We start from the raw sequence: 23331 nt of genomic DNA, 5'->3' as shown, positions 1-23331 counted from the left end.
CGGCCCTAGTCCTCGTCGGGCTCGACCCAGACCTCGACCTCTGCGGTCGGCAGCGGCAGCGGGCTAGGACGCGCGAAGCCCAGCATCATGTCGAGTGCTTCCTCCGCGGTGCTGGCCTGGCCAAGGTAGTGCCGCATATTCCGACTCATGCGGTTTCGCCTGATCCGGTCATCCAACTCCGCGATGTAGTCCGGCAGGATGAGGGGGTCCACCTCGGGGAGGTTGTCGGCTTCCTGGGCGGTCGCGGCTCGTGGTGTGCTGCTCCGCAAGATGTCGAGCTTCGAAGTTGAGTCCGTCAGGGAGACGAGTACTCGTGTCTCCCAGGCGCACCCAACTTCTGCGATGTCGAGCGTTCGGTTGAGAAGAGCGTGCCCGCTGAGCAACCACGTGACCCATGCTGTGCACCAGACGTGGTCACCAATGCGATATGCCTTCGCATCACGGACCGAGGCAAACGAGACGTTCGGGTTCCCGAGCCACACCTCCGCGATGCCCTCAGGAAGCTCCGCCCCCGTCGGCTCTTCCAGTTGAGTGCTTCTGAACCGACGCCACCCGGTCTGGTGGCGGCTGGGGCGCAGAGGCGCGCCGAAGCGCGTCTCGAAGGCGATCGTCTCCAGGTTCCCTTGCCCCCTGAGAGCGGAATCGAGATCGCTCTCAGGAACGTCGATCTCTTCCGAGAACTGCGGGAGGATGTCCTCCAGCTTCAGCAGATGTACGAAGCGGTCGCCGAGCTTCTCAACATCCCTGTCCATCGGGTACTTGTAGGTTTCGCCACGGCCGAAATCCTTGATGTTCTCGCTGACGAAGTAGACCGTCTCCTGTGGATGCTCCGTGGCGTATTCCACGGCCGACAGCCAGATCGCGGTGTCACGGCCACCAGTCTTGATCGTCTTGATGACCTTGCCTTCCTCGTTCACGATGTCGACCGCTTTGCATGGCGGAAGCACGGCTGCTTCGCGTGTCGTGGCCTGCTCGAGAGCGTTTGCGCTCGTCGGGATGACGTCGACGATCTCCAGGTACCTCTGCCTCCAGTACTGAAGGACCCGATCGTGATCCAGGGGTGCAACGACGCCGGAGTTGCCGGTCGGTGCGCTCTTGGCGAGGGCCCGCAAGGCCGCTTCGGCTTTCTCATGAGCCAGGTGGTAAGTCCGAGCGCGCTGCCCCGCCAGCTCCTCCAGAGCAGCCCAAGGGACTGACACCCCTCCTACGTCCGCTGTTTTGATGGCCCGAAGGAGTTCGGCCTTGGGACTCTGCAGCTCGAAGCCCCTCAGGATGTTCGTGTCCAAGATGATCAAGGTGGGGTGCTCCGTCTCCCTCGAATCCGAGTCGTACGGTCACACCCTCTCAAGTTCTGATCACCGAATGGGGGGCCTCAGGGCTACGACTCCCTCGGTCTGCACCTTGCCAGCACGAACACGTGCCGACCACGGTGTGCTCCGGGCCGGGATCGTAGATCACGGCCTCGTAACCCTCGTCGGTGTTCAACTGGACCAGGTGCAACGGCTCTTCGTCGCCGGGCTTCGGGTCATCCGTCACCCAACCAGGGTTGGGCGCGCTGCTGACGCCCCATCCGGGAAAACCGGGGCATCGCGCGGAGCTTGCGGTACGTTGATCTCTTCGCCGACGGGCGGAGTCCCGTAGGAGCACTCCATGGCCTCACATCCACTCGGCCTTTTCCCCGCCCACGACGCGGATCGTCATGGCAAGGGCAAACAGAAGATGCACGGCCTCGCCCTGTACATCACCCACGTCTGGGAAGCCGCTGCGACGACCGACACATCCCTGTGCCGTGTTCACGGCATGGAGGTGGACACCGAGCGCATCGCCCTTGAGGTCGCCCCGGCGCTCGCTGCCATCCGCACCCTAGATCGAGACGTCATCTGTCTCAGCCAGACAGCGGCCGAACAGACCCGGTACCTCGACTTCCAGAAAGACGATCCGCAGGGACGCGCGGTCCGCGGCCTTCTGATCCTGCGCAACGCCGACACCCACGTGCCCGCCACAATCGAAGTCCCGGCGGACCGTGTTGTCGGCGGTGTCGGCCTCGGCTACCGCGTCATGCCCCGATGGCTCTCGTTCGACGATCTGCCGGACGCCATCCGCAACAACCCCAAGAACAACCCCGGCGCCGTCCAGGCATACAAGGACGCGGTCGGTGGCCAGCTCGTCATGGACACCCTCCTCGACGCCTTCGCCTTCATCGACCGATGCGACCCCACCTTGGCGCGCCGGGTCCGGGGAACTGACGACCTTGAGTACTTTCCGCTGCACGACTACACCACGCACGACTACGACCGGCTCCACCCCGATCAGCCCAGCCGGCCGCAGCTCGACGCTGAGATCCGCCGGCTCACCCAAGAGACCCCGCCCTACGGCACCGGCCGGGAGATTCTCCACAGCTTCAACCGCGACGGTCAGGAGGTCTACTGCGGGAACACGATCCGCCACGACATCCGCACGGCCTTCGTCGAGCCAGGCATGCAAGTCACACGGGATATCCGCGCTGGGTTTCCGTACTCCGTCATCACCTCCGACGGCACCCAGCACGACGTCACCGTCGACGAGGAAGGTCACCTGACTGCTGCCGGCTCGCCGCTCGCCAGCGTCCCGCTGCAGACTCCACGCAACCACTGCCGCCCTGAGGTTTGCGAAGGCTGGTGGGAGCTGACAACCAGCGACGCCTTCCTGTACCGCCAGCAGCGGCACCTCCACGAGGCGATTCGCGACTTGTAGGGCTTCGGGTGCTGTCAGCGCCAAGGGTGAGAGGCGGGCGTCGGCCGTCGCGGGGTGGCTACGCGGCAACTCCTGCGTCGTCCACATCAGAGGCATCGACACACCTACGAGCCGCGTCTGGCTGCCACGCCGCCCCGGCAGCCAGGACCACGACGGTTCCACGGAAATTTCCTCGCGGCTTCCCTTCGCTCGATTCAGTGATGGCGCCACACCTGTTGCACCAGATAGCGTCAGAGACACCGGTGCTGAGCTGTGCTGACGCGTCCATCACCGACCTGCGCCACACCATCAGCCTGAGAGAACCCGATGTGCCAGTGGTGCATGGCACCCGTACAGGACAAATGGGGCCCCGCCGTGCGCTACACCAGCACCCGCGGCTGAGCGCGGCGATCCCGAAGGGCATCTGCCGACACCAGAAGCACCTTCCTACGGGCAGTACTGCACAGCGCTGGGCACACAGGTGTTCTTATGCCAGGCATCCCCGAACCCGACCGCGAAAACGATCGCGCTGACAACAAGAAGGCCAATGGCCAGAACCAGACTCGTCTCAGCCATGTTGCGCAGCCTGGGCACCACGGGAGCCGGCCCAGCCAAGGCGGCGTCGGCTCGGCCGTGCTTCTCGAAGAGAGCCGCCAATGCCGGGCGGACTTGTTCCTCAAACAGTCGTTCAGGCTCCGCTCCAATGGATCCGGCTCGGTGGAAAAGGTAGTCCGTCACCTTCGACATCTGCTGACCTCCCCTCGACGCGGCATGGGCTGTGCCTCTGAGCGCGAGGACGGCAACGCCGCCTCCCATACCCAGCACGCCCAGCACCAAAGGAATGAAGATGCTTCCTGTCGCCTGGCCTGCTTCGGCGGTAACGGTCAGCAAGGCGGTCATACCGGCCCCGGCGGCCCCGACCCACCAGGGCCACGTGGTGTGCAGGACGGCAGCAGAACCCAGGCTCAACATCTGCTCGGCGACCCACTTCCGCACGGCCTGGAGGCTGTTGCCAACGACATCATGCTTCTGCAGTTCCTCCACCAGGGGCGCCAGTTCCTTGCGCAATTCGTCGCCGTCATCCACCCGGCTGGCAACCCATGAGTCAGCGTCCGCGGCCGAAGCAGCGACCACGGCGTGCAGAATCCTTTTCGACAACGGCTCGGTGGCGAACAGCGCGTCCCCTTGGTCCAGGGTCCTGCTGTAGGCGTTGCGCAGAGCTCTGAGTGGGTGTTCTGTGAGCTTTCGTGGGGTCTCAGTCCGGGGATGGCGTTGGTTGCGGTAGCCGGAAGAGGCCGGGCTCCGGCTCGGTGAGAATGCCGCGGCTGACCAGGCGTTTCAGTTTCGCGCGGACGCCTTCGACATGCCGGGGTTCGGTGCCGGTGTCCAGGGCGATGCAGACGTCCTTGGGGCGCAGTCCGTCTGCGGTGTCTTCGAAGAGGGCGAGGATCTGACGGTAGGCCGAGGGCAGCGGAGCGAGGCCGCCGGGAAGGTCTGGTGCGATCTCCAGAATCGTCTCCCGGGTGATCCTCAGTCTCTCCAACGCCTTTTCGGCGGCCGCGAGTTGGGTGGTGAGCTCGGCGATCTGAGTGCGGAGTCTGTCCGCGAGGTCACGGCCGGCCGCCTCGCGGATCTCGAGCTGTTCCAGGAACTCCTGCATGCTCACGCTCACTCGTTCATGCCGGTCCGGGGGAAGCGGGTCGGCGGCGGTCCCGCCAGGTGGGAGTGGTCGTGGCGGTGAGCCGGTGGGTCATGACGTCGGTCATCGACCAGCGGATCCAGGACGCGGAACTGGCGGGCAGGGTCTCGTAGTCGCGGGCCAGGCGGCGGTGCAGCATGAGTGTGCCGAAGGTCTGCTCGACGATCCACCGCTTCGGTGACGGGGCGAACCCCTTCGCCTGCGGGTCACGCGATACCACCTCGACGTCGATGCCCAGCGACCTGCCGTGCTCGATGACGGCGTTCTTGAACCCGGCATCGACCCAGCTCTTCACCACGCCGGGGTTGTCGGCGGCCACCTTGTCCAGCAGCGTGATTCCGACGGCGTTGTCGTGCACGCTCGCGGCGACCACGATCACGGCGATGAGCAGACCGAGTACATCGGTGGCGATGCCCCGCTTGCGGCCCCGGCTCTTCTTGCCCGGGTCCAGCCCGGTCGTCTCCTTGGGGGCGTTGACCGAGGCGTGCACGGTCTGGGAGTCCATGACGACCGCGGACGGGTCCTCGCGCCGGCCCTTCGACTCGCGGACCTGCCAGCGCAGCAGATCGTGGATGGTCTGGTCGGTGCCGTCATCGCGCCACAGCCCGAAGTAGTAGTACACCGCGGTGTACGGCGGGAAGTCGTGCGGCAGGTAACGCCACTGGCAGCCGACCCGGGCCTGATACAGGATCGCGTTCACGATCTCCCGCATCTCGTATCGGCCCTGATGACCGCTGACCGAGCGGTGCTGTCCCTTCCAGGCCGTGATGACCGGCCGGATCAACTCCCATGCCTCATCCGACAGATCACTCGGGTACGGCTGCCGCTCAGCCACGTCTCCAGCACACCGCAGAAGCCGTCAACCGCAACCCCTCAAACCGGACAACCAGACACGACGACTCGCAGAACACCCACTGACATCGTCGCGTTCGACAGCCATGCGCCGACAGCTATCGCGCTCCGAGCCTGCTCTCCGTGCGGCGCGCCCTGTCCGAGGCCTGCCGATGTACACGGGCCACCCGGTCGGGTGAAGACACCCCGCGAGCAGAACCCTGGCCGGCGCCAACCCGTCGTACCGGGCATGAGGCAGATCAAGAAGCAGCACCTGAAAGAGCCCGGGCTCGCCATGGTGGAAATCGCGGCCGCGGACACGGCGACCGCACTCGCCGTCCAGGCCACGCTCGCCGGACGGTGGGCGACGTCAGTGACCAACCCCTACCGGGAACCCGGCGAACCCGGCGTGCGGCTGACCTGTTACCTCGACATCCGCCAGGACAACGACACCTAGGCAGCCCTAGCCCCGCACCTCCACACCCACCCGTGGTCGGCCTCATGGTCGGGGCAGACCACGGGTGGCGCGCCCCGACCATGAGGCCGACCACGTCAACGCACCGCTGATCGAGAACGCCCGTACGCGCCAGCGCGTCATGCCGTACATCAACCAGGCACATACGGCGCTACCGGGCCTGGCCGTGGTGGAGATCGCGGCCGCCGATGACACGACCGCCTTCGCCATCCAAGAGCTGCTCGCCGCGCGGTGCGCCCCACCGGGGTGCTTGCCAGGTCAGTGGAAGCACGGCGACGCCGTCGCCGTAGGGCGGGACACCGATTCCACGGGTCACCGCGACCGCGTAGCTGCCCACCCACGCCGAGGACAGGTGCGTTACGAAATTCGAAGGAACCCCACCCATGCAGCCGGATCACAACTGCCCTGCGGTTTTCCGGGGGTTGACCCTGTTGCGGCGACTCTGACAAGATGAGATTGAGGGCAACACGCGTGTGCCCTCACATGCTGAGGCTCTTCTTCCAGTGGCGAAGACGGGCCTTTTTTGTTTCTTCGACCAGCCCCTGGGTGACCCCAGGGGCTTTTTTCGTACCTGGAGGTACCGTTGCCCACCCCGTCCGCCGCCCTGCTGGGCATGCCCATCTGGCTGGCAGTGCTGGCCGCGTTGCTCCTCGTGGCCCTGCTCGGCATGGTGGTCTGCATGGCCTGGCTGATTGCGCGACGGACCCCGTCCGCCGACCTACCGCAGGTTCTGCTTGGGCTCAGTCACGTCATTTCCGCGCTCTGCGGCCTGCTGCCCTGGGGCAAGCCCTCGGCGCCACTGGCCCTCCAGACGCCCCCGGTTGTGGAGCAGGAACCCGCTGCAGTGCCGACCGTGGTCGTCGTGCGGAGCGAGACCGCGCTGCGGTCTGCCAGGTCAGGGCACGAGGGATGAGTCGGCGGCCCCGAGCCAGCGGGCAACACCGGCCCCGCGTGGAGCGCACCGCCTCGCTGACTTACCTCCTCCGCTCTCTCGACCACGAGACGGCGGTCCTACTCCTCGCCTACGCGCTGTATGGCGCGAACCGTGCAGACCTGGCTCGGGGGCTGGGAGGGATCAACGAGTGGCTCGCCCATTTCAAGTCTCAGACTGCGCTGTTTCAAGCACGCCTGCCGAGGAACCACAGCAGCGCCCGGGAACTCTGGTACACGGACGATGGAAACTCCCTTGTCATCGACGAGGAATTGCGGGCCCTGATCCGCGAATGGAAGATCGAGGAACGGTTCGCGCCCCACTGCCGACAGTGTCGCGTGGTCTTCGAGCGTCCCAAGAGCGCTCGGCGACCGCGCGAGTACTGCTCCAACGCGTGCCGTCAGAAGGCATATCGCGCCCGCCGGAAGGCGGCGCGCTCAGGAGACGGCGACCGCGGGTGAGCCCCGAGAGAGCAGGTGGAGGTCAACGTGATGCAGGCAGGCTCTCGCGAGCGTTCGGTGTTCTGAAGTCTTCCCGCAGATAACGCCCTATCATCTGCGGCATCGCCGATCACGACCTGCGGCGACTCCGCGGGGCCGTGTGCGAAGCGACCCTGTTATCTGTGGCAAGGGAGAAGCGGTGCCCGCCGTCTGCTCGCCCCCGGCGACAGCACGCGCTGAGACACTCTCCGGACGGCCTCGGCAAACGCCAAAGCCGTCCCGGTGGCACGGGGGGGAAACCACCGAGACGGCCGTGCTCAGCGTAAACACCGAAGGGCCCTACAAGGCCACACCCCTGAGCCGCACAATCAGGGGCACCATCCGCCATCGCTAGCCAGGGGGCAGGAATTGAGACGTACGAGGACAGTGGCTGTCGCCCTGTTGATGTTGGCAGCAGCGGGTTGCTCGTCAGGGCTCCAGGGGGCCGAAGAAGGAGACTGCTCCGACTACGTGGGAACACTCAAGGCTTATGCCGGAACGCTGTCTCGCTACCATGACTCGGCGACTGCGCTTGAAGAAGACATCAACGGTGGATACGACCCTGCTGGCGCAGTCGCGGCGTACGAGGGCCGACTCCAGAACGACTCAGCGACACACGCAAATGTCGAGAGGTGGGCAGACGAGCTCTACGGCACCAAGTGGGACTGCCAGTGGGCTCATGATGGCGTCGACGGGCTTCCGGGCTGAGACCTCGCACGGGCAGGCCCCGCACCCAAGGGCCGGTTCGCTCCCCCAGCCATGCAGTACGAGGGAAGCGATCACCGCGGGTCGGGAACGGTCACGTTGTAGGTGACCGTCCACGGCTGATGTCCCTCGCGATGGCGGCGCACCCACAGCCGCACCGCGGCCCCGGGCAGTGGAGCGCTCGGGGCCGCGTACGCAGAGTGTGGAGGTGAAGGGCGGTCGCCTACGCGGCGAAAGGCACTGCAGGGCTTCAGCCGAACGATCGTCCCTGCAGGCAATAGGTGAGGCCCGGGGACACTGTCCCCTTCACAACCACGTCCCTCACAACCTGCCCGGCCGGGCAGACATTCCCGCCCTCGCTACCGAGGGACGGCACGCCGGGATCAGGCGCTGCGCGGCTTGCGGCCGGCGCTCTTCTTCGCAGTCTTACGGGCGGTCGTCTTCTTCGCGGTCTTCGCTGCCGTCTTCTTCGCCGTGCTCTTCGTGGCTGCCGTCTTCTTCGCGGCGGTCTTCTTCCTGGTGGTCTTCTTGGCCTGGGTCAGATCGTGGACGTCGGCGTCGCCCGCCTCGCCGCGGGAGGCCTTGGCCTTCTGCACGGACTCCGTCAGGGCAGCCATCAGGTCCAGTACCTTGCCCGGCTTCCCCGACTCCGGGGCCTCGGGAAGGGGTTTCTCCTCGCGCTTCGCTTCGATGATCTTCGCCATGGCGTCGGTGTAGGCGTCCGCAAACTCTGGGCCTTCGAGGTCGTCGCGGCTCATCGACTCCATCAGCGCCAGCGCACCCTCGATCTCGTCGTCGGACACCTCCGTGGGCGGCGGCAGCAGCTCAGCCGGGCTGCGGACCTCATCCGGCCAGCGCATCGCATGCAGCACGATCACATCGTCCCGGACCCGCAGCAGGCCCAGCCGCTCGCGGCCCGACCAGGCGTACTTCGCGACGGCCACCTTCGACGACCGGCCGAGCGCCTGCACCAGCAGCCGGTACGGCTTCGCCGCGACCTGCCCGTCCGGCGCCAGGTAGTAGCCCTCCGCGATGCGGATCGGGTCGATGCTGTCGAGCGGCACGAACGCCTCGATCTCGATGGCCTTCGCGGTCGGCAGCGGAAGCTCACGCAGCTCCTCATCGGTGATCGGGACGACTTCTTGGTCTTGTGCGTACTCGTAGCCCTTGCCGATCTCAGACTGGCTGACCTCACGGTCCTCCAGCTCGCACACCTTCTTCACCCGTACCCGGCCCATGTCCTCCAGGTGGTACTGGTGGAAGCGGATGCTGTGATCTTCCGTCGCGGACTGAACATGCACAGGAACGGTCACCAGACCGAAGCTGATGGCACCTGACCAGATGGTTCGGGGCATGACTGACCTCCGCACAAACCCCGAGCACCAGCAGGTGTGGGATCTCAGATTCCGTGGCCGAATCTCACGACCGATGGCCACTCGATGGCCGGGCGGCCACCAATCTGAGACCCGCAGGTCGAAGCGCTCACCCTGGAGGCTGACGAAGTGCCCAGTCGCGGTCGCCCGGCGTCGGCTCGGTTCGCCAACGAGCCCGTAGGACTCCGTCGTTGTCGGGCATGACAGCAGTGCACAGAGGCACAGATTCACCCGCATATACAGACAGGAACGCGGCGGCATGAGCACGGGATATCCGGGCGGCCAGTTCGGGGAACTCGTCCTCTTCGGCGATGGCGCTGCGGATGTTGCCGTCGTCGTCCTGCCACACGCCTTCGACGAGGCCATCAGCGGGCAGGGCTCTCAGGACGGCGTCGATGTTGGTGGACAGGGGCGGCCAGACGGCGAGACGGGCCCGGGGAGCCAGTCCAGCGCGAACGGGGTCGATGGTGTCGCTGGTGAGGTGGTGCCATCGTGAGGCACCTTCGAGATACGTCTCTTCCAGAATTCCTGCTTGGCCGGTGACGACTGCCCAGTACAGGTCGGCCCAGAAGTCGTCATCGCCGGGACGCTGGATGACCTGCTCTTCCTCCTCGGCCTCGAAGGCGTACGGGGAGGCGTCCAGGCGTTCTGGGAAGAGTCCGAGCTCCCGGGTGTGGGCCAACGCTTCCTCGCAAGGCCGACTGCTGCTGATGTAGAGGTACTGGTCCCATCCCACATGGACCGCGAACGCGCCTTCCGCCTCCAGCCGACACCAGGCTCCGTATTCGCGCAACATGGCTCGCACCAGCTGCAGCCCGATATCGAGCGGTACTTCTGCCCCGTCGTGAAAACCGGTAAGGCCGCCAGGGAAGAGCCCGTCCAACCCAAAGCCGTCCACCGGAGGCTCCACACCGAAGTGCGCCAAGGACGGGACCTGTGGTTCACGTACGGCCAGGTGATCGACGCCGCTGTCCCCGGCGAAGGCCGCGACCGCCTGAAGATAAGACGCCTCGACCTCGCCGTGATCGCTGACGGTGTCCTCACTGCCCGTGTAATGCCCGTGTTCGTCACGGTCGGCAGGGTCGTACTTGGTGACGCGGTAGACGTAGGGGAGCTGCACCGCCCCATCATCCAGCACGCTTGTGTCGCCCCCCGAGGAAATGTCATGGGAGGTGAGACAGAGGCGTAGGCCAATATCTTGAGACAGATCAGGAACCTGCTCGTCAGCGCAATGCTCTGTGACACGAGCCGCGAGATCCTACAGCAGGCTATGACCGGCCCACCCGTTGCGCACGCGGGAGCGCCCGCCGGGTATGCGATCGCCTCGACAGGGACGTCGATGGTCGGGCTCCTGGTCGGCCGCCGCTGCACCCGGCCCCGCGGTGCGCCCTCTTGTACGAGGCACCCCACAACGGAGTGATCTTGGATCGCAGGCCGTGACGGGCCAGGAGATCACGACAGTTTGCACGATTATGAACCGATTCATGACCATGACCGCGATCACGGCCATCCTCGCCGGCCTCGCCGTTGCTCCACAGGCCGCCGCCGCACCCCCGCAGAAGACGACCGCCGCACCGTGCACCACGCAGTGGGAGGTCACGGGCAAGACGGTGGCCGTACGGCGCCCGGCGAGCGGAGGGCGACCGCGTGACCTCCTGCGTCACCGCCATCGCCAGAACCGAGAGCGGACCCGCCTACCACAAGTGCGGCCGCGACGGACACCTGTGGCAGATCGTCCGAGGCGGACAGGTCCCCCAGACCTGCCTGAAGAAGGTCAACCACTAGGCCGGTCAAGCCCCCCCCCGGGGGGGGCGATGAGCCGTAGAACGCAGCGCCTACCCCCGAGAGCCGGGGACGGGCGCTGTTTCCACCATCAGTGCGCCGTTGTCTGTTGCGCCGATGGGCACGTGTTCAGTACCGCTTTCGACGATGTTCGTCATCGGGGACGGCAACCTGCTGCCCATGGAGAAGGAGCAGGACAAGATCCGGATGACCGACGGCGCTTACCTCAAGGACGACGACCTGTCTTCAACAAGGAATACGAGGTCCACGCGTACGTGAACTGCATGCTGGTCGACTTCTTCGCCGCAGATGAACGCGACCACGACTGCGAGGCCGACGGCTACAGCGACACGCCGCATGGACTCACGAAGTGTGATTCGGAGCACACGGTCCTGCTCCTCTGCGACAGGCCCAAATGCCCCTGACCAGCGGTTTTTGGAAAAGCGCCGGACGTAGGCAAGAGGTTGAGCAACACGCTACCTGAACGCCGAAATCCACGTTTCCGGGCGTCGCGATAGTCCGATTAGCCCGAATACAGGTCGTGTCCGGTGTAAGTCCCCACCAGTACGGTTGTCGCTACCGAAAACCCCTTCGGAGGCATGACGAAGGGAGACCCCTGCGCGGTCCGTGCTTTGGCGGGCCTGGCCACGCGGGGATCTCCCTCTCGTGTCGTCAACGGCTTGTCCGCTGTTAGGAGACCAACCGGATGACGCTTCACGAACGTACCCCAGGCGAGACCCCGCCGCCCAGCTCCGCATGGCTCACGCGGCTGACCGCCCTGACCGGACTCGTCTCCATCATCGGGATCGTGGTCCTGTCCCTGACCCACAACACCGAGGCCGCAGCCACCGTCGGCGCCATCGGCACGGCAGTAACGGCTCTGGGCGGCGTGCAGATCGGCGTGCGCAACCGCCAGTGATGGGGCTCTTGCCCGGCCCTGGGCATCCTTCGCCTCCCATGCAATCGTTCCCGAGCATCCGCGAATCCTGAAGGGCAGCACACCGCGGGTGTACGGGAACGGACCGGTTGCTGAGGCACCCTCTCCCGACAGACAACCAACTGCCATGCTGAGCCGCCGAACGCACACCTCACCCCACCTTTGGAGAGCAGTGTGGAACTGAGCGCCACCGGCGAACCCGCCGTCGTGCAGGAAGACACCCATGTCCACGTCGGCCTGGATCTCCGGCCGGGCAGCCTCACCCTCATCCGGGACGGAGAGGACTTCGAGCCGTACCGCGCCGTGGTGCAGTTCGTCGGCGTCCACGACAACCCGTGGGCAGCGCAGGAGGTCAAGTTTTCAGCGACGGGACCGGACGGCAAGAACGTGGGGTTGACCGTGGATCTCCTCAATGACTCCTGGGACGGGCCCCGGGACGATGTTCCCGAGGCGATCTGGAAGGTGGTGGCCCTGGCCGCGACGTCCGCCGGGGACATCGGCATCACCTATACAGCTCCTGGCCCAACCTGAGGCAGATGCGCGCTGTCGAGAATTACGTACATTGCCGCCAGCTCCTTCTGGACAGCGGCGACGGGATCGCTGGCGACGATCTTCGGGATGCCGAGCACGCAGCCTGTGATCGCCAGAACTTCCGGGACGCCGGCCTCTCCCCATCGGTCGGGCTCATCGCAGTCCGCCGGGTCCAGGCTGCTCGTGGCCTCCTCGACAGCGTCGGCCAGATCTCCTGTGATCCAGTTCCCGGTCGCCGGGCCAGGCAGGAACGAAGCCAGTTCGCCGCCCGCAGGTCGGCGGCGGCAGTCGCTTCAAGAGCCGCGGTCTCGCTGGGGATGGGCTCACGGGGCGGCCGACCAGGCTGCTAGACCGCGGCGGGACGGGAAATCTGGTAGTACGTCCCGTCTGGCAGAACGCCCCTCTGCGACCAGCGACACGTCCCCAGCCCGCACGTGCTCAGGCCGTGTCGGCGTAGGGCACAGCCCACGCGCCGCTCGTGGTGGACACTTCGAAGGGCAGGCGCCACGGCTTATGCCCTTCAGCTTCGCAGTCGGCCCACAACCGCAGGGGACGCTGGTAGCGGTAGTCGGCTTCCCATCGCAACTCGCCGGACGCGCCCTCGTACCAGCGCGGCCGCATGCTGGGTTGGACAGTGACCTTCCGCTCGTCGTGAGCCTCCAGGTGGAAAGGCCCAGCGGTTCGCTCTCCTGCGTCGGCCCGGTCGACCCCTTGACGGAACCTCAGCGGGCCCCAGATCACTGCGGCGCGCTCGGCTCGCTGTTCCTCGGGGTCCGCGCCAAGGACCGGGTCATCGGAGTGGTCGCGGTCGTCGCGGATGCTCAGGCGGACCTGAAGGCGTCCCAGCTCCCCTGGTCCCTCGAATCGCAGAACGAGCACGTGATTGGGCTCGGAAAGGTCAACGCGTACTCGGAGGCGGGGGGTCAGTTCGCGGTGCCAGCGGTCCCGCTCGATCTGGGCCACCGACTCGGCAGTCTGAGCAGCCAGTTCGGCCGTCCGATTCGCCGTCTGCCCGTTGTGGTCTGACGACTCGGCAGCCTTCTTAGCTGTCTTCGCGGCGTCCATGGCGCTGTACGCAGCCCAGCCCGTGAAGAGCGCGGCAGCAGCCGCGAGGCTGCCCTCAACAAGGTCCATGCGCGGCATTCAACCTGCACTGCGGACATGGCGCGCCGATTTGCCGAATCCGACGAAGCGGGCAGCGCCCTCCACGCCATCTGTGCAGCCGTCCGGGGGGCCTGTGCCAAAGATGCTCATGACGGTGGAAGTCGTTGACCATGTCCTCGCCTACGCCCGACTGGTCTCTGGCCGAACCGATGCGCGCCGTACCGGTCAACGATCCGGCTTTGCCTTCCGGGTGCGCGGCACAGGTCAAGTGGGATGGCTATCGCGCCCTCGCGGGGCGGTGGGCCGACGGCCATATCGCCGTACGGAGCCGTAACGGCCGGGACCTGGCCGCCCCGTTCCCGGAGATCGCGCACGCGGTGGAGCAGCTGCCCGTCGACACGGCCGTCGACTGCGAACTGGTGGTGTGGGAGGCGGGTCGGCTGGCGTTCGAGCGTCTCCAGCAGCGCATGCACCGCCGCGGCGCGGGTGCGGCCCGGGCGGCGGAGAAGTGGCCGGCGCACCTGGTGGCGTTCGATGTCCTGCGTCTGCACGGACGGGATCTGACCAGCCGTCCGCTCGCTGAGCGTCTGATCGCGCTGGAGGAACTGTTCCGCGAGCACGCCCTGGCGGCGCCGTGGTCGCTGTGCCCGACCACGACTGACCCCGAGCAGGCTGCCGCCTGGCTTGTAGTGCTCGTAAGGCGCCCTCATTTCCCACGCGTGCTCGTACGCGTCTTCGGCCGCTCGGCGAGAGACCGGGTTCCGTCGAACGCTGCAGCCCGGTCATCGGTTGAGCTGACGGGTGGGCCATTGCGCGCCAACATGCTGAACTTGACAGAGAATCCGCCGAGTGGGGCTCCCGGGAGCACTTGTCGGTGCTCCTGGTCGTGCCCGAGGTCATCGCCGAAGTCGCCGTGGACGTTGCCCGGGACAGCGCCGGGCGCTGGCGCCACCCGACACGGCTCACACGTATCCGCACCGACATGGAGCCCGGCGAGGTGCCGCGGTTCGGGACGGCCCTCTAGCGGGTCAGCGGCAGGTGTTCCAGTTGCGCCCGTCGTGTACCAAGGCGCCGCTGCGTTCCAGGACGCGCGGATCGCTGGACCGGCAGCTGGACGGCTGGCACTCCGCCCGAGTGTCAGCCGGACCCTTCGTAGCCCGGATCCGAGCAGCGCACGGCCGCCCGGACGCGATCGAGTGACAGAGATGATGCGGGAACTCTCACTGGCGCGCCATCGGTGCGCTCACCAGATGGTCGCCTGCTCCGCGGCGGGCTGGTAAGCCAGACCGCGGAATACCGGTGGCACCGTCGCGGAACGAGGCGCGTGATCATGCCGATGCCCAGGACCGGGACCGGGACCTCCATGGGCATGATGGCTGTGCGCGGCGACGTATCCGCCGTGCTCGTCCCGCTCGTACACGCCGTTCGCAAAGAGACGGGCGGCCCGCTCCCGCAGAGCAGAGAAACTGGCCGGTACGTCCTCCAGCAACGGGAATCCGACGGGGCTCTGCTGCAGCCACGCATGACAGATCACCGTCAGGATGTCGGCACACGGCCCGGTGACCTCCTCATGGACCACGGCATACAGCGACGCGATCAGATCAAAGACGGTGTCCTCGTCCTCCACGCGCATCCGTGCAGTGGGCGGGTACATCCGGCCCCCGATCACGGCTGGCTTGTCCCGGAACACCATCGGTTTCGGCACCACCCCGTGCGCGTTGCACTCATGAACGGCCGTAGACTTCGGCTTCCTGTTGACCACACGCCCAACTGAGGTCCCGGCGCCCGGGGAACGGCACCGTCGTCCCAGTTCACTCCAACAGCACGGCGATATACGCCATCCCCACCGCCCTGGGCCGCAACTGCCGCTCACCGCTTCACTCCGCCGTTGCCGTGCCACGATCGCGTACCGAGGAGCGGGGCGCGCGGGATCCGCCGCACCATCCCGTCCTCAAGAAACGCGGCTCGTGTGGCAGCCGGCCACCGAAGTTCGACCGCAGAACTACAAGACTCAGCCCGCCGCACAACGCCGTTTCCGTCCAGCGCACCGGTCCTTGAAGGTCTACGCTCACGACGCGAACCCGCGGGCCGCCCGCAGGATGTCACTTGGAGCGGTCCCGCACTGGGCCCATGCGATACCGACACCTGCGCGCATCTGCACGGTCTGGTTGCCCAGGGGGATCGGCAGGTGGATCTGGGACTGCATCCACACCGCGGCGCTGTGCGCATCGGCGGGACCGAAGCCGTCGGCGAGGACGACGAACTCGTCACCGCCATACCGGGCGACCGTGTCGCCGTCGCGTACGGCCTTACTGAGCCGCCGGGCGACCTCGACGAGGACTCTGTCCCCCGCGTCGTGCCCGAAGCGGGTGTTGATCGCCTTGAAGTCGCGGAGGGCGAGGAACACCACGGCCAGGCCATGGGTGTTGTCGTCGCCCACAGGGGCCAATACGTGGATGTGGGGGGACGCGGCCTGGTCGGCGTGGCGGAGGTGGGGGTCGTCGACCCGCTCCGCAGCAGTGTCGGACCCGTGGCCCCGGTATGCGCAGAGCCTGGCGTCAATACGGGCGTGCAACTCGGCGGAGTTCGGCAGGCCGGTGAGGGAGTCGTGGGAGGCGCGGTGGGCGAGCCGGAGCTCGCGGCGCTTGCGGTCCTCTATCTCCTCGACGTGAATGAGCAAGAAGCGGGGGCCATCGGCGGCGTCCGCGACCACGCTGTTGCGCAGCGAGACCCACAGATACGTCCCGTCGCGGCGCCCGAGGCGTAGTTCCGCGCGCCCGCCCTCGGCGCTGGTGCGGAGCAGGATGGCCATGTCCTCGGGGTGGACGAAATCAGAGAACGAATAGCGGCGCATGGCAGAGGCGGGGCGGCCGAGCATGCGGCACAGTGCGTCGTTCGTCCGGAGGATGCTGCCGTGGCGGCCGCCGTCCATCTCGGCGATGGCCATACCGTTGGGCCCGTACTCGAAGGCCTGCCGGAAGGATTCCTCGCTGGCCCGCAGCGCCTGCTGCTCCCTTTCGAGCCTGACCAGTGCCCGCTGCATATTCGAGCGTAGCCGCGCGTTGCTGATCGCGATGGCGGCCTGGAAGGCGTACTCCTCCAAATCCCGGCGCTCGTCCGGCCGGGGACGACGGCGGGTGAGGGGTTGGTCCACGGAAATCACACCGAGCAGCTCACGGTGGGCGGCGCCGGGAGCGCTCCGGGTGTACATCGGCGCGAAGAGGCGGTCGGAGGGGTGCCACTCGTCCTCGAAGCGGGGTACGGGGCCGTCGGTGTACCACTGCGGTACGTCGTCGTCGTCGAGGACCCAGCCCTCGGTGTGCGGGATGAAGACCAGGTCTCCCCAGTTCTCACCCATGCTCAGCCGGCGCTCCCAGGAGTCACGGGAGCCGACCCGGCCAGTGATCTGTGCCTCGGCGGCGGGGTTGCCCGCGAAAGAGGCGACCACGAGATCGCCGTCCGGGCGGACGAGGTTGACGGATGCCAGCTCGTACCCGAGACCGGCCACAACTCCGTGGGCGACGACCTTCAGGGTGTCCGCGAGATTGTGGGCGAGATGGAGACCCTGGACCGCGGCCCGCAGACTGTGAATCTTGTCGATGGCGAGCGCGCTGCCGGTGGCGAACTCGGCAGCAACCGACAGATCGGCGTCCTGGAAGGGCTGCTCGGTGGGGTGCCGCAGGAGGACCGCCGTGCCGATGATCCGCCTGCGACCGTGCAGGGGCACAAGAACGGTGTGGCCTCCGCCAGGTGCCTTATGCCCCTCGCCGAGCAGTTCCAGCAGTGCGGTGTCACCGACCGGCGAGTCGGTGGTGACCGGCAGTGCCCCGTTCAGTACTTCGAAGAGCGCGCTGTCGGGGCGTACCTCGCACTGCGCGGCACCCCCTCCGGCATGGAGCGGCTGCACTTGTTGCAGCCGGAGCACCAGCGGGCCCGCGTGTTCTTCGTCGTCCACCGGGAGCGGGTCCCGCAGGTAGACCATGACCGCGTCAGCGACGGTGGGGACGGCGGCCCGGCGCAGCCGCGTCACGATGTCCTCCGGGTCCCTTCCCCAGGTGATCCGCCGGGCGGCCTCGGAGATGTCGCCCTGGGGGTCGGCGGCCGGAGGCCGTGGGGATTCGAGCGCGGGGAAGGTTGTGTCCTGGCTGGTCGGCGGGTTGTTCGGGGTTGTTCCGGACGACCCGAAGGGTTGTCCCCCTGGGTTCTGCCGAATGTGTCCGGGCGCTAAGACGCTGGCTTGCGCCGGAGAAGCAGGGGGACTTGAGGACGACCAGTAACCCACCTCGTCGGCGGCCTGCTGAACGGCTTCGTGCTCCTGGTCGAGGACGGCGCGCGCCTTCTCCAGCGCACGGTCCACGTCGTTGAGCGCAGCGTCGTCCGGGCTGAGTGCGTGCAGATCGGGCCGGGACAGCAGCGGGGCTGGCTCCTGCGTCCGGGATGGCCCGTCCTCCCCCATTCGGTGCCGCAACTGGGCTAGTTCGGCCTCCAGTTCATCGATACGGCGTGCCGCGTGGTCGGCGACCTGCTGGGCGATATCCCGCTCCCGCTCGGCGCGAATCAGCTGTTCACTTAGTTCCGTCTCCTGCCGTTGCGCTCGGAAGAGAAGCTCCACCACCCCTTGACCGCCAGGGAGGTGGACCGCCACCGACTCCAGCGCGTCAAGCCGACGCCTCAATTCGGCGACCTTCGCCTGGGCCTGTCCGAGCATGACGAACAGCAACGTGGCGATTGACAGGGCCTGTTGCCGCCCGTGCTCGCCAGCCTCGTAGGCCTGCCGGGCGCGCTGCATCTCCTGGAGAACCTCGATGATGCGGTCCTTGGCCTCCAGCAACTCCCGGGCAGGCACCAGCTCCTGCGCCTCCGTGATCGCTGTGGGGTTCGTGCCCGCCCGATCCCACAGCATCCTCGCCTCCTCGAGGCGCTGCCGGGAGAGGCCGGCCTGTTCGTGGGGAAAACACACGTCGGCCACGGCCTCGACGAGATCCCACGCCAGCGACTCACCGGACAGCCGGTCGCGCAACCGGCGTAACTCGGGCACGGCGCCGGCGATGAAGTGCTCGGGAGTGAGCCGTGCGTGCAGCTCCCGTACAGACACCGCTGATTCATCGAGCCAGGAGCGCACCACCGCGACCAGCTGATTGATCTCGACGCACGAGCCCCGGGCCGGTCCCCACGGGCGCCCCGCTCGCTTCCTCTCGCCGGCCACTCGTTCTCCCCCATGGTTTGTTCGCCGGACAACCCTCTGTTGTTACCGGAGAATCATCCAACCGCCCCACCTGCGATTCCGCGCAGGGATCGTCGTAATTCGTCATCGACACCACACGACCCAGGCGGTGCCTTCATGAAACACACCCTCCCGGCGTTCCTGCTCCTCGCGCTGGCGGTGGCCGTCCTCTTCTCCGTCGTCGCTGCGGCGATCGCCTTCGCCCTCGCCCGCTGGGAGGGAGCCGCCGTGCCGTCGGCCCTGTCCCGCTGCGGCATCGCGTTCGCCGCCAGCCTCACCCTGTGCCTCGCCATCTTCTCGGCGCTGGACCGGACGTGACCGGAGCGGTCAAGGGAGTTCGTCGTTGTCTCTGACCCTTGTAGTGGCACTCGCCGGCCTGCCGGGGAGCAGCCGGGTCATGGTCTCGGCGGCGCGTACGGCAGCGTCCCCACAGCAGTTGTCGAACAGGACGTGGACGCGCTCGGCCCGCTCGGCGAGGGCGTGCAGCCGTGGCAGCACCATTCGGTGAGCTCGTCCCGGTCGTACGAGTACCGGAACCGCTCCTCCTTGTTCCCGGGCCTCCAGGACTCGCTGCGCCCGTGGAACCGTACGACGGAGAGCCGGGAGGACGGGAGTGCCGGGTTCATGTCGACGGTGGCGGCGGCCATGCCGTACCGCGCGAGCAGCGTGCACGTGGCCGACACCAGCTCGCTCATCCGCGCATCGTAGTGCGGGTATTGGCCGGGATGTCCGGCTCATCGGCGGCTACTGACTCCACAGCGTCCGACGATCCAGAAGGTCCCTTTCTCTCCGATTCCCATTCTCGTCAAACTGACGGTAAGATTGGATGCGGAGAGGCCGCCCCGTGCGACCGACACCCGGTCATGCCGTCGCACCCGGAGGCCAGTTGTGGAGCCCTACGTCAAGCTCGCGTTCACCATGCGCGACACCCCCGGCGCGTACGCGGTCCTGCTCGGGGCCGGCGCCTCGATCGCTGCGGGCATGCCGTCGGCGTGGGACGTCCAAGAGGATCTCATCGCGCGCCTGGCGGCCACCGAGGGCTCCACCGGGATCGGGGACCCCCACGCCTGGTACCAGGAGCGCTTCAGCCACTCGGCTACCTACGACGATCTCCTGGCGGCGCTCACGAGCACCCCGTTCGAGCGGCAGGCGCTGCTGCGCTCCTACTTCGAGCCCGACGAGCAGGAGCGGGAGGACGGCCTCAAACAGCCCACCGCCGCGCACCGCGAGATCGCCCGTCTGGTTGCCGCGGGACACGTCCGCATCGTGCTGACGACGAACTTCGACCGGCTTGTTGAGACCGCGCTGCGTGAGGTCAACATCGAGCCCGTCGTCGTCGCCGACGCGGCCGACGCCGCCGGCCTCGCCCCGCTGCACACCATCAGGTGCCTCGTCGTCCATGTCCACGGCGACTACCTCACCCCGACGAGCATGCTCAACACCCCCGAGGAACTCGACCGCTACGCCGAGGACATCGACCGCCTGCTCGACCGCGTCTTCACCGACTACGGGCTGATCATCTCCGGCTGGTCCAGCACCTGGGACCCCGCCCTGCGCAACGCCATCGCCCGAAGCACCACCCGCTACTTCGCCTCCTACTGGACCGACCCCAGGCCGCTGTCGGAGACCGCCCAGAAACTTCTCACCCACCGCGCCTTCACCTACGTCCAGGCCGACGCCGACACCTTCTTCACCCGGACCGCCGACGCAGCCGACGCGGTCACCGACACCAAGCGCCGGCACCCCGCGAGCATCGACATCGCCGTGGCCGCCGCCAAGCGCGCCCTGGACGGCTTCAGCCAGGGCATCACCCTGCACGACACCCTCCGCCGCGAGATCGACCGCATCGCCGCCCTCCCCCTGCGCACCACCGGCCCGTGGAACGTCGGGAACCGCGCCGAGACCGATGCCGAGCACGGCCGACGGCTCAACACCCTGGAAACCGAGATGGAACTCCTGCTCACCCTGGTCGCCGTCACCGCCTACTGGGGGAACAACACGACCGACCGCTGGTGGCTGCGCGACATCGAACAGCTCGGCGCACTCCACGATCCCGGCGGCGACCTCGGCCTGATGAAACTCGTCAGGGCCCCCGCCACCATGATGATCTACGCGGCGGGTATCGCCGCACTGGCCAACGAGCGCTGGGACACTCTCGCCCACGTTCTCACCGAGCCCCGAGTCGAGCAGCGGATCAACGGGAAGACCTACGCCGCGGCCGCCCTCCTGAGCCCGTGGGAGACCCTCAACGTCAACGGCTCCTCCAAGCGCGTTCACGACCAGCTGCGCCCCGTCTTCACCCAGCACCTCGCCCTCAGCGAGACCGCCTACGGCGAGGCGTGGGAACGCTTCGAGTATTTGCGCGTGCTCGTCGAGGACGATGCCGATCTGGCCTTCAGCCTGCCGCACATCAGCCCGACCGGCTACCTCGGCACCTTCGACCCCGCCCCCGCCGCCTGGCTGAAGAAGCAGATCGACCAGTACGGCGACAACATCCCCGTACTCCGCGAAGGCCTCCTCGACGGCAGCCGCCAACGGCTCGACCAGGCAGTCACCCGCGTCGAGAAATCCTTCAACTACATGGCCCAACAGATGCGCTACGCGTAGCCGAACGCGGACGCAGTCACGGCACCTCCCCGGCAGCCGGCGGGAGGTACGCCCCCGCCGTCATCGTGCCGGTGATCACCCGCGAGGCAGCCCCCGAGCCCTACCAGCAGGCTGCGACGCCACCGCGGCGGTCGAGGTCGTCAACGGGCGCGGCGGGGATGGCGGGATCGACATCAAGGTCACCACGGGATCGGCGGCCGCGGGGCGGGTCTGCGGATGCGAACGGTCGGCACCGAGCTCGCGGTGCGCCTCACCGAGACGGTGCGGCGCCTGGACCTCGACAACCGGGAGCTGCCGGTCGATCGCGGCCAAGACGAAGAGGAGGTCCTGGCCCGCATGCTCATCGCGGCAGCCTGGTACCAGGCCCTCGCCCGTACGCCGATCGGCTTCGCCTTCACCCTCACGCGGCTCCTGAAGCTCCCGCACCGCGACCTGGTCGCCGACGTCACCGCAACGACGCGCCCTCGCCAAAGTCACCGCCTTTGGGGCAGCGATCGATCAAAGATTCAAAGATGGTTCTCAGCGCGTCAGCATGCTGGTCCGCCGAAGAAGCCGTCCTCGCCGTCGCTGCCGTCACAGCCGCTGCCCCCGTCCGTGACGAAGCCGGTCCTAGACGTCCTGCCGTGCGATACGAGTAAGACCGTGTCCTACGTGGTGAGGCGGACGAGCCGCTTGTAGCAGCAGATGGCTGCGGCGAGCCCGAGGAAGGCCAGGTAGTTACGGGGATTTCGCTCGTAGCGGGGGCTGAGTCTGCGGTAGCCGGACAGCCACGACATGGTGCGCTCGATCACCCACCTGCGCCGCCCTAATCGTTCGCTGGACTCGATGCCTTTGCGGGCGATGCGCACGCCTATGCGTTTCCATCGGAGCCATCTGCGCAGGTCGGCACGGTCGTAAGCTTTGTCTGCGTGTAGACGCTGGGGCTTGAAGTACCGGCCGTTGCAGGGGTCGTGTCTCGTTTGGTGACCCTCGATCATGGGCTTCAGCCCTTCGCTGTCGTGGGTGTTGCCGACTGAGATGCCGACGAGAAGGGGCAGTCCGTTCGCGTCCGACAGGACGTGCATCTTGGAACCCGGTTTGCCTCGGTCCACGGGGCTCGGACCTGTGTGTTCGCCCCCTTTTTAGCCCTGACGTGGGCCGTGTCGAGGACGACGCGGGTGACGTCGATGAGGCCGGCGTCGTCGAGGCGGTGCAGTACGGCTTCGTGCAGGCGGCCCCAGACGCCGGCTCTCGACCAGATCAGGAACCGGCGGTGGGCGGTCGACTTCGATATGCCGAAGCAGGGCGGCAGTTGGCGCCAGGCGCAGCCGCTGACCAGGACGTAGATGATGGCCGCGAACAGTGTCTCGTCAGGCGTGTCCTGCGTTCCGCCGCCCTGCGGCCGCACCCGTGACGGAGGGATCAGTGGCTTTGCGATCTCCCACAGCCCGTCCGGAACAATCCAACTCCATGTACCCCGCCCCATGAACGAATCAACGTCCGCCTCACCACGTAGGACACGGTCTAAGTGGGTGTTCTGTGAGCTTTCGTGGGGTCTCAGTCCGGGGATGGCGTTGGTTGCGGTAGCCGGAAGAGGCCGGGCTCCGGCTCGGTGAGAATGCCGCGGCTGACCAGGCGTTTCAGTTTCGCGCGGACGCCTTCGACATGCCGGGGTTCGGTGCCGGTGTCCAGGGCGATGCAGACGTCCTTGGGGCGCAGTCCGTCTGCGGTGTCTTCGAAGAGGGCGAGGATCTGACGGTAGGCCGAGGGCAGCGGAGCGAGGCCGCCGGGAAGGTCTGGTGCGATCTCCAGAATCGTCTCCCGGGTGATCCTCAGTCTCTCCAACGCCTTTTCGGCGGCCGCGAGTTGGGTGGTGAGCTCGGCGATCTGAGTGCGGAGTCTGTCCGCGAGGTCACGGCCGGCCGCCTCGCGGATCTCGAGCTGTTCCAGGAACTCCTGCAT

General features: G+C 67.1%; 24 protein-coding genes and 2 pseudogenes. 14 read left to right on the top strand and 12 right to left on the bottom strand.

Annotated features, from left to right (window positions below):
• Positions 1–5: 5 nt before the first annotated feature.
• The gene (locus tag EJC51_RS47265; protein WP_126269131.1) at positions 6–1286 is read right to left on the bottom strand and encodes a PIN domain-containing protein; all 1281 of its coding nucleotides are present in this window, start codon (positions 1284–1286) and stop codon (positions 6–8) included.
• Between the two features lie 364 nt (positions 1287–1650).
• Between EJC51_RS47265 and EJC51_RS47260 the strand changes: the two genes are divergently transcribed.
• Positions 1651–2733, top strand: a complete 1083-nt coding sequence (locus EJC51_RS47260; RefSeq protein ID WP_126269132.1) for a hypothetical protein — start codon at positions 1651–1653, stop codon at positions 2731–2733.
• A gap of 426 nt (positions 2734–3159) precedes the next feature.
• Here EJC51_RS47260 and EJC51_RS47255 read toward each other — a convergent pair whose 3' ends face one another.
• The 3 genes from EJC51_RS47255 to EJC51_RS47245 all read right to left on the bottom strand — a co-directional run bounded on the left by EJC51_RS47255 (position 3160) and on the right by EJC51_RS47245 (position 5246).
• Positions 3160–3846 carry a hypothetical protein gene (locus tag EJC51_RS47255; protein WP_126269133.1) on the bottom strand — a complete coding sequence of 229 codons (687 nt, stop codon included), beginning with the start codon at positions 3844–3846 and terminating at the stop codon, positions 3160–3162.
• Between the two features lie 121 nt (positions 3847–3967).
• Positions 3968–4372 carry a hypothetical protein gene (locus tag EJC51_RS47250; protein ID WP_126276729.1) on the bottom strand — a complete coding sequence of 135 codons (405 nt, stop codon included), beginning with the start codon at positions 4370–4372 and terminating at the stop codon, positions 3968–3970.
• Positions 4373–4388: 16 nt separating this feature from the next.
• Entirely contained in the window at positions 4389–5246 is an 858-nt protein-coding gene (locus EJC51_RS47245) for an IS5 family transposase (protein WP_126269134.1), read from the bottom strand.
• A gap of 246 nt (positions 5247–5492) precedes the next feature.
• Between EJC51_RS47245 and EJC51_RS47240 the strand changes: the two genes are divergently transcribed.
• The 4 genes from EJC51_RS47240 (at position 5493) to EJC51_RS47225 (ending at position 7109) form a co-directional block, all read left to right on the top strand.
• Entirely contained in the window at positions 5493–5699 is a 207-nt protein-coding gene (locus tag EJC51_RS47240; RefSeq protein WP_126269135.1) for a DUF6207 family protein, read from the top strand.
• A 139-nt stretch (positions 5700–5838) separates the two neighbouring features.
• Positions 5839–6171 carry a DUF6207 family protein gene (locus EJC51_RS49475; RefSeq protein ID WP_341870723.1) on the top strand — a complete coding sequence of 111 codons (333 nt, stop codon included), beginning with the start codon at positions 5839–5841 and terminating at the stop codon, positions 6169–6171.
• A 159-nt stretch (positions 6172–6330) separates the two neighbouring features.
• Positions 6331–6630: a hypothetical protein gene (locus tag EJC51_RS47230; protein ID WP_126269137.1), complete on the top strand. Its 300-nt coding sequence runs from the start codon at positions 6331–6333 to the stop codon at positions 6628–6630.
• Positions 6631–6668: 38 nt separating this feature from the next.
• Positions 6669–7109, top strand: coding sequence for a hypothetical protein (locus EJC51_RS47225; protein ID WP_126269138.1), 441 nt, complete (start codon positions 6669–6671; stop codon positions 7107–7109).
• Between the two features lie 1106 nt (positions 7110–8215).
• Here the strand turns inward: EJC51_RS47225 and ku are convergent.
• Together ku and EJC51_RS47215 are read right to left on the bottom strand one after the other, a co-directional pair.
• Positions 8216–9187 carry a non-homologous end joining protein Ku gene (ku, locus tag EJC51_RS47220; RefSeq protein WP_126269139.1) on the bottom strand — a complete coding sequence of 324 codons (972 nt, stop codon included), beginning with the start codon at positions 9185–9187 and terminating at the stop codon, positions 8216–8218.
• A 127-nt stretch (positions 9188–9314) separates the two neighbouring features.
• On the bottom strand, positions 9315–10325 hold the full coding sequence (locus EJC51_RS47215; protein ID WP_126269140.1) for an RNA-binding protein: 1011 nt from the start codon (positions 10323–10325) through the stop codon (positions 9315–9317).
• A gap of 527 nt (positions 10326–10852) precedes the next feature.
• Here EJC51_RS47215 and EJC51_RS49075 point away from each other — a divergent pair.
• From EJC51_RS49075 to EJC51_RS47200, 4 genes are all read left to right on the top strand, one after another.
• Entirely contained in the window at positions 10853–10990 is a 138-nt protein-coding gene (locus EJC51_RS49075) for a hypothetical protein (RefSeq protein ID WP_244362283.1), read from the top strand.
• Between the two features lie 144 nt (positions 10991–11134).
• Positions 11135–11266, top strand: a complete 132-nt coding sequence (locus EJC51_RS49340; RefSeq protein WP_279631326.1) for a hypothetical protein — start codon at positions 11135–11137, stop codon at positions 11264–11266.
• 427 nt (positions 11267–11693) lie between these two features.
• A complete protein-coding gene (locus EJC51_RS47205) occupies positions 11694–11906 on the top strand; it encodes a hypothetical protein (RefSeq protein WP_126269141.1) in 213 nt (70 codons plus the stop codon).
• A gap of 192 nt (positions 11907–12098) precedes the next feature.
• Positions 12099–12455 carry a hypothetical protein gene (locus EJC51_RS47200; protein WP_126269142.1) on the top strand — a complete coding sequence of 119 codons (357 nt, stop codon included), beginning with the start codon at positions 12099–12101 and terminating at the stop codon, positions 12453–12455.
• Between the two features lie 438 nt (positions 12456–12893).
• Here EJC51_RS47200 and EJC51_RS47195 read toward each other — a convergent pair whose 3' ends face one another.
• Positions 12894–13589 (bottom strand): hypothetical protein, encoded by a 696-nt coding sequence (locus tag EJC51_RS47195; protein ID WP_126269143.1) that lies wholly within the window; start codon positions 13587–13589, stop codon positions 12894–12896.
• A gap of 140 nt (positions 13590–13729) precedes the next feature.
• Between EJC51_RS47195 and EJC51_RS47190 the strand changes: the two are divergent.
• Together EJC51_RS47190 and EJC51_RS48130 are read left to right on the top strand one after the other, a co-directional pair.
• Positions 13730–14185: pseudogene (locus EJC51_RS47190) on the top strand (ATP-dependent DNA ligase); the annotation flags it as partial.
• A gap of 248 nt (positions 14186–14433) precedes the next feature.
• The gene (locus EJC51_RS48130) at positions 14434–14583 is read left to right on the top strand and encodes an ATP-dependent DNA ligase (protein ID WP_166682771.1); all 150 of its coding nucleotides are present in this window, start codon (positions 14434–14436) and stop codon (positions 14581–14583) included.
• A 219-nt stretch (positions 14584–14802) separates the two neighbouring features.
• Here the strand turns inward: EJC51_RS48130 and EJC51_RS47185 are convergent, their stop codons facing one another.
• Together EJC51_RS47185 and cdgB are read right to left on the bottom strand one after the other, a co-directional pair.
• Positions 14803–15186 (bottom strand): hypothetical protein, encoded by a 384-nt coding sequence (locus tag EJC51_RS47185; protein WP_126269144.1) that lies wholly within the window; start codon positions 15184–15186, stop codon positions 14803–14805.
• A gap of 441 nt (positions 15187–15627) precedes the next feature.
• The gene (gene cdgB / locus EJC51_RS47180; protein ID WP_244363331.1) at positions 15628–17160 is read right to left on the bottom strand and encodes a diguanylate cyclase CdgB; all 1533 of its coding nucleotides are present in this window, start codon (positions 17158–17160) and stop codon (positions 15628–15630) included.
• Positions 17161–18900: 1740 nt separating this feature from the next.
• Between cdgB and EJC51_RS47175 the strand changes: the two genes are divergently transcribed.
• Entirely contained in the window at positions 18901–19101 is a 201-nt protein-coding gene (locus tag EJC51_RS47175) for a hypothetical protein (protein ID WP_126269145.1), read from the top strand.
• 9 nt (positions 19102–19110) lie between these two features.
• Here EJC51_RS47175 and EJC51_RS47170 read toward each other — a convergent pair.
• A pseudogene (locus tag EJC51_RS47170) lies at positions 19111–19460 on the bottom strand (DUF72 domain-containing protein); the annotation flags it as partial.
• Between the two features lie 211 nt (positions 19461–19671).
• Between EJC51_RS47170 and EJC51_RS47165 the strand changes: the two are divergent.
• Both EJC51_RS47165 and EJC51_RS49070 read left to right on the top strand, forming a co-directional pair.
• Entirely contained in the window at positions 19672–21390 is a 1719-nt protein-coding gene (locus tag EJC51_RS47165; RefSeq protein WP_126269146.1) for an SIR2 family protein, read from the top strand.
• A 216-nt stretch (positions 21391–21606) separates the two neighbouring features.
• Positions 21607–22068: a hypothetical protein gene (locus EJC51_RS49070; RefSeq protein ID WP_244362286.1), complete on the top strand. Its 462-nt coding sequence runs from the start codon at positions 21607–21609 to the stop codon at positions 22066–22068.
• Here EJC51_RS49070 and EJC51_RS47155 read toward each other — a convergent pair.
• Together EJC51_RS47155 and EJC51_RS47150 are read right to left on the bottom strand one after the other, a co-directional pair.
• Positions 22038–22855 (bottom strand): IS5 family transposase gene (locus tag EJC51_RS47155; protein WP_126269147.1). Its coding sequence is split into 2 segments (ribosomal slippage): positions 22038–22513 and positions 22513–22855, totalling 819 coding nucleotides; the frame shifts between segments, so codons are not numbered across the junction. The two genes, EJC51_RS49070 and EJC51_RS47155, sit on opposite strands and share 31 nt — an antisense overlap.
• 71 nt (positions 22856–22926) lie before the next feature.
• Entirely contained in the window at positions 22927–23331 is a 405-nt protein-coding gene (locus EJC51_RS47150; RefSeq protein ID WP_126276729.1) for a hypothetical protein, read from the bottom strand.

This window comes from Streptomyces aquilus, from assembly GCF_003955715.1.
Classification (GTDB): domain Bacteria; phylum Actinomycetota; class Actinomycetes; order Streptomycetales; family Streptomycetaceae; genus Streptomyces; species Streptomyces aquilus.
Note: the sequence above shows the minus strand (reverse complement) of the source record. Positions and strands in the feature narration are given on the sequence as shown.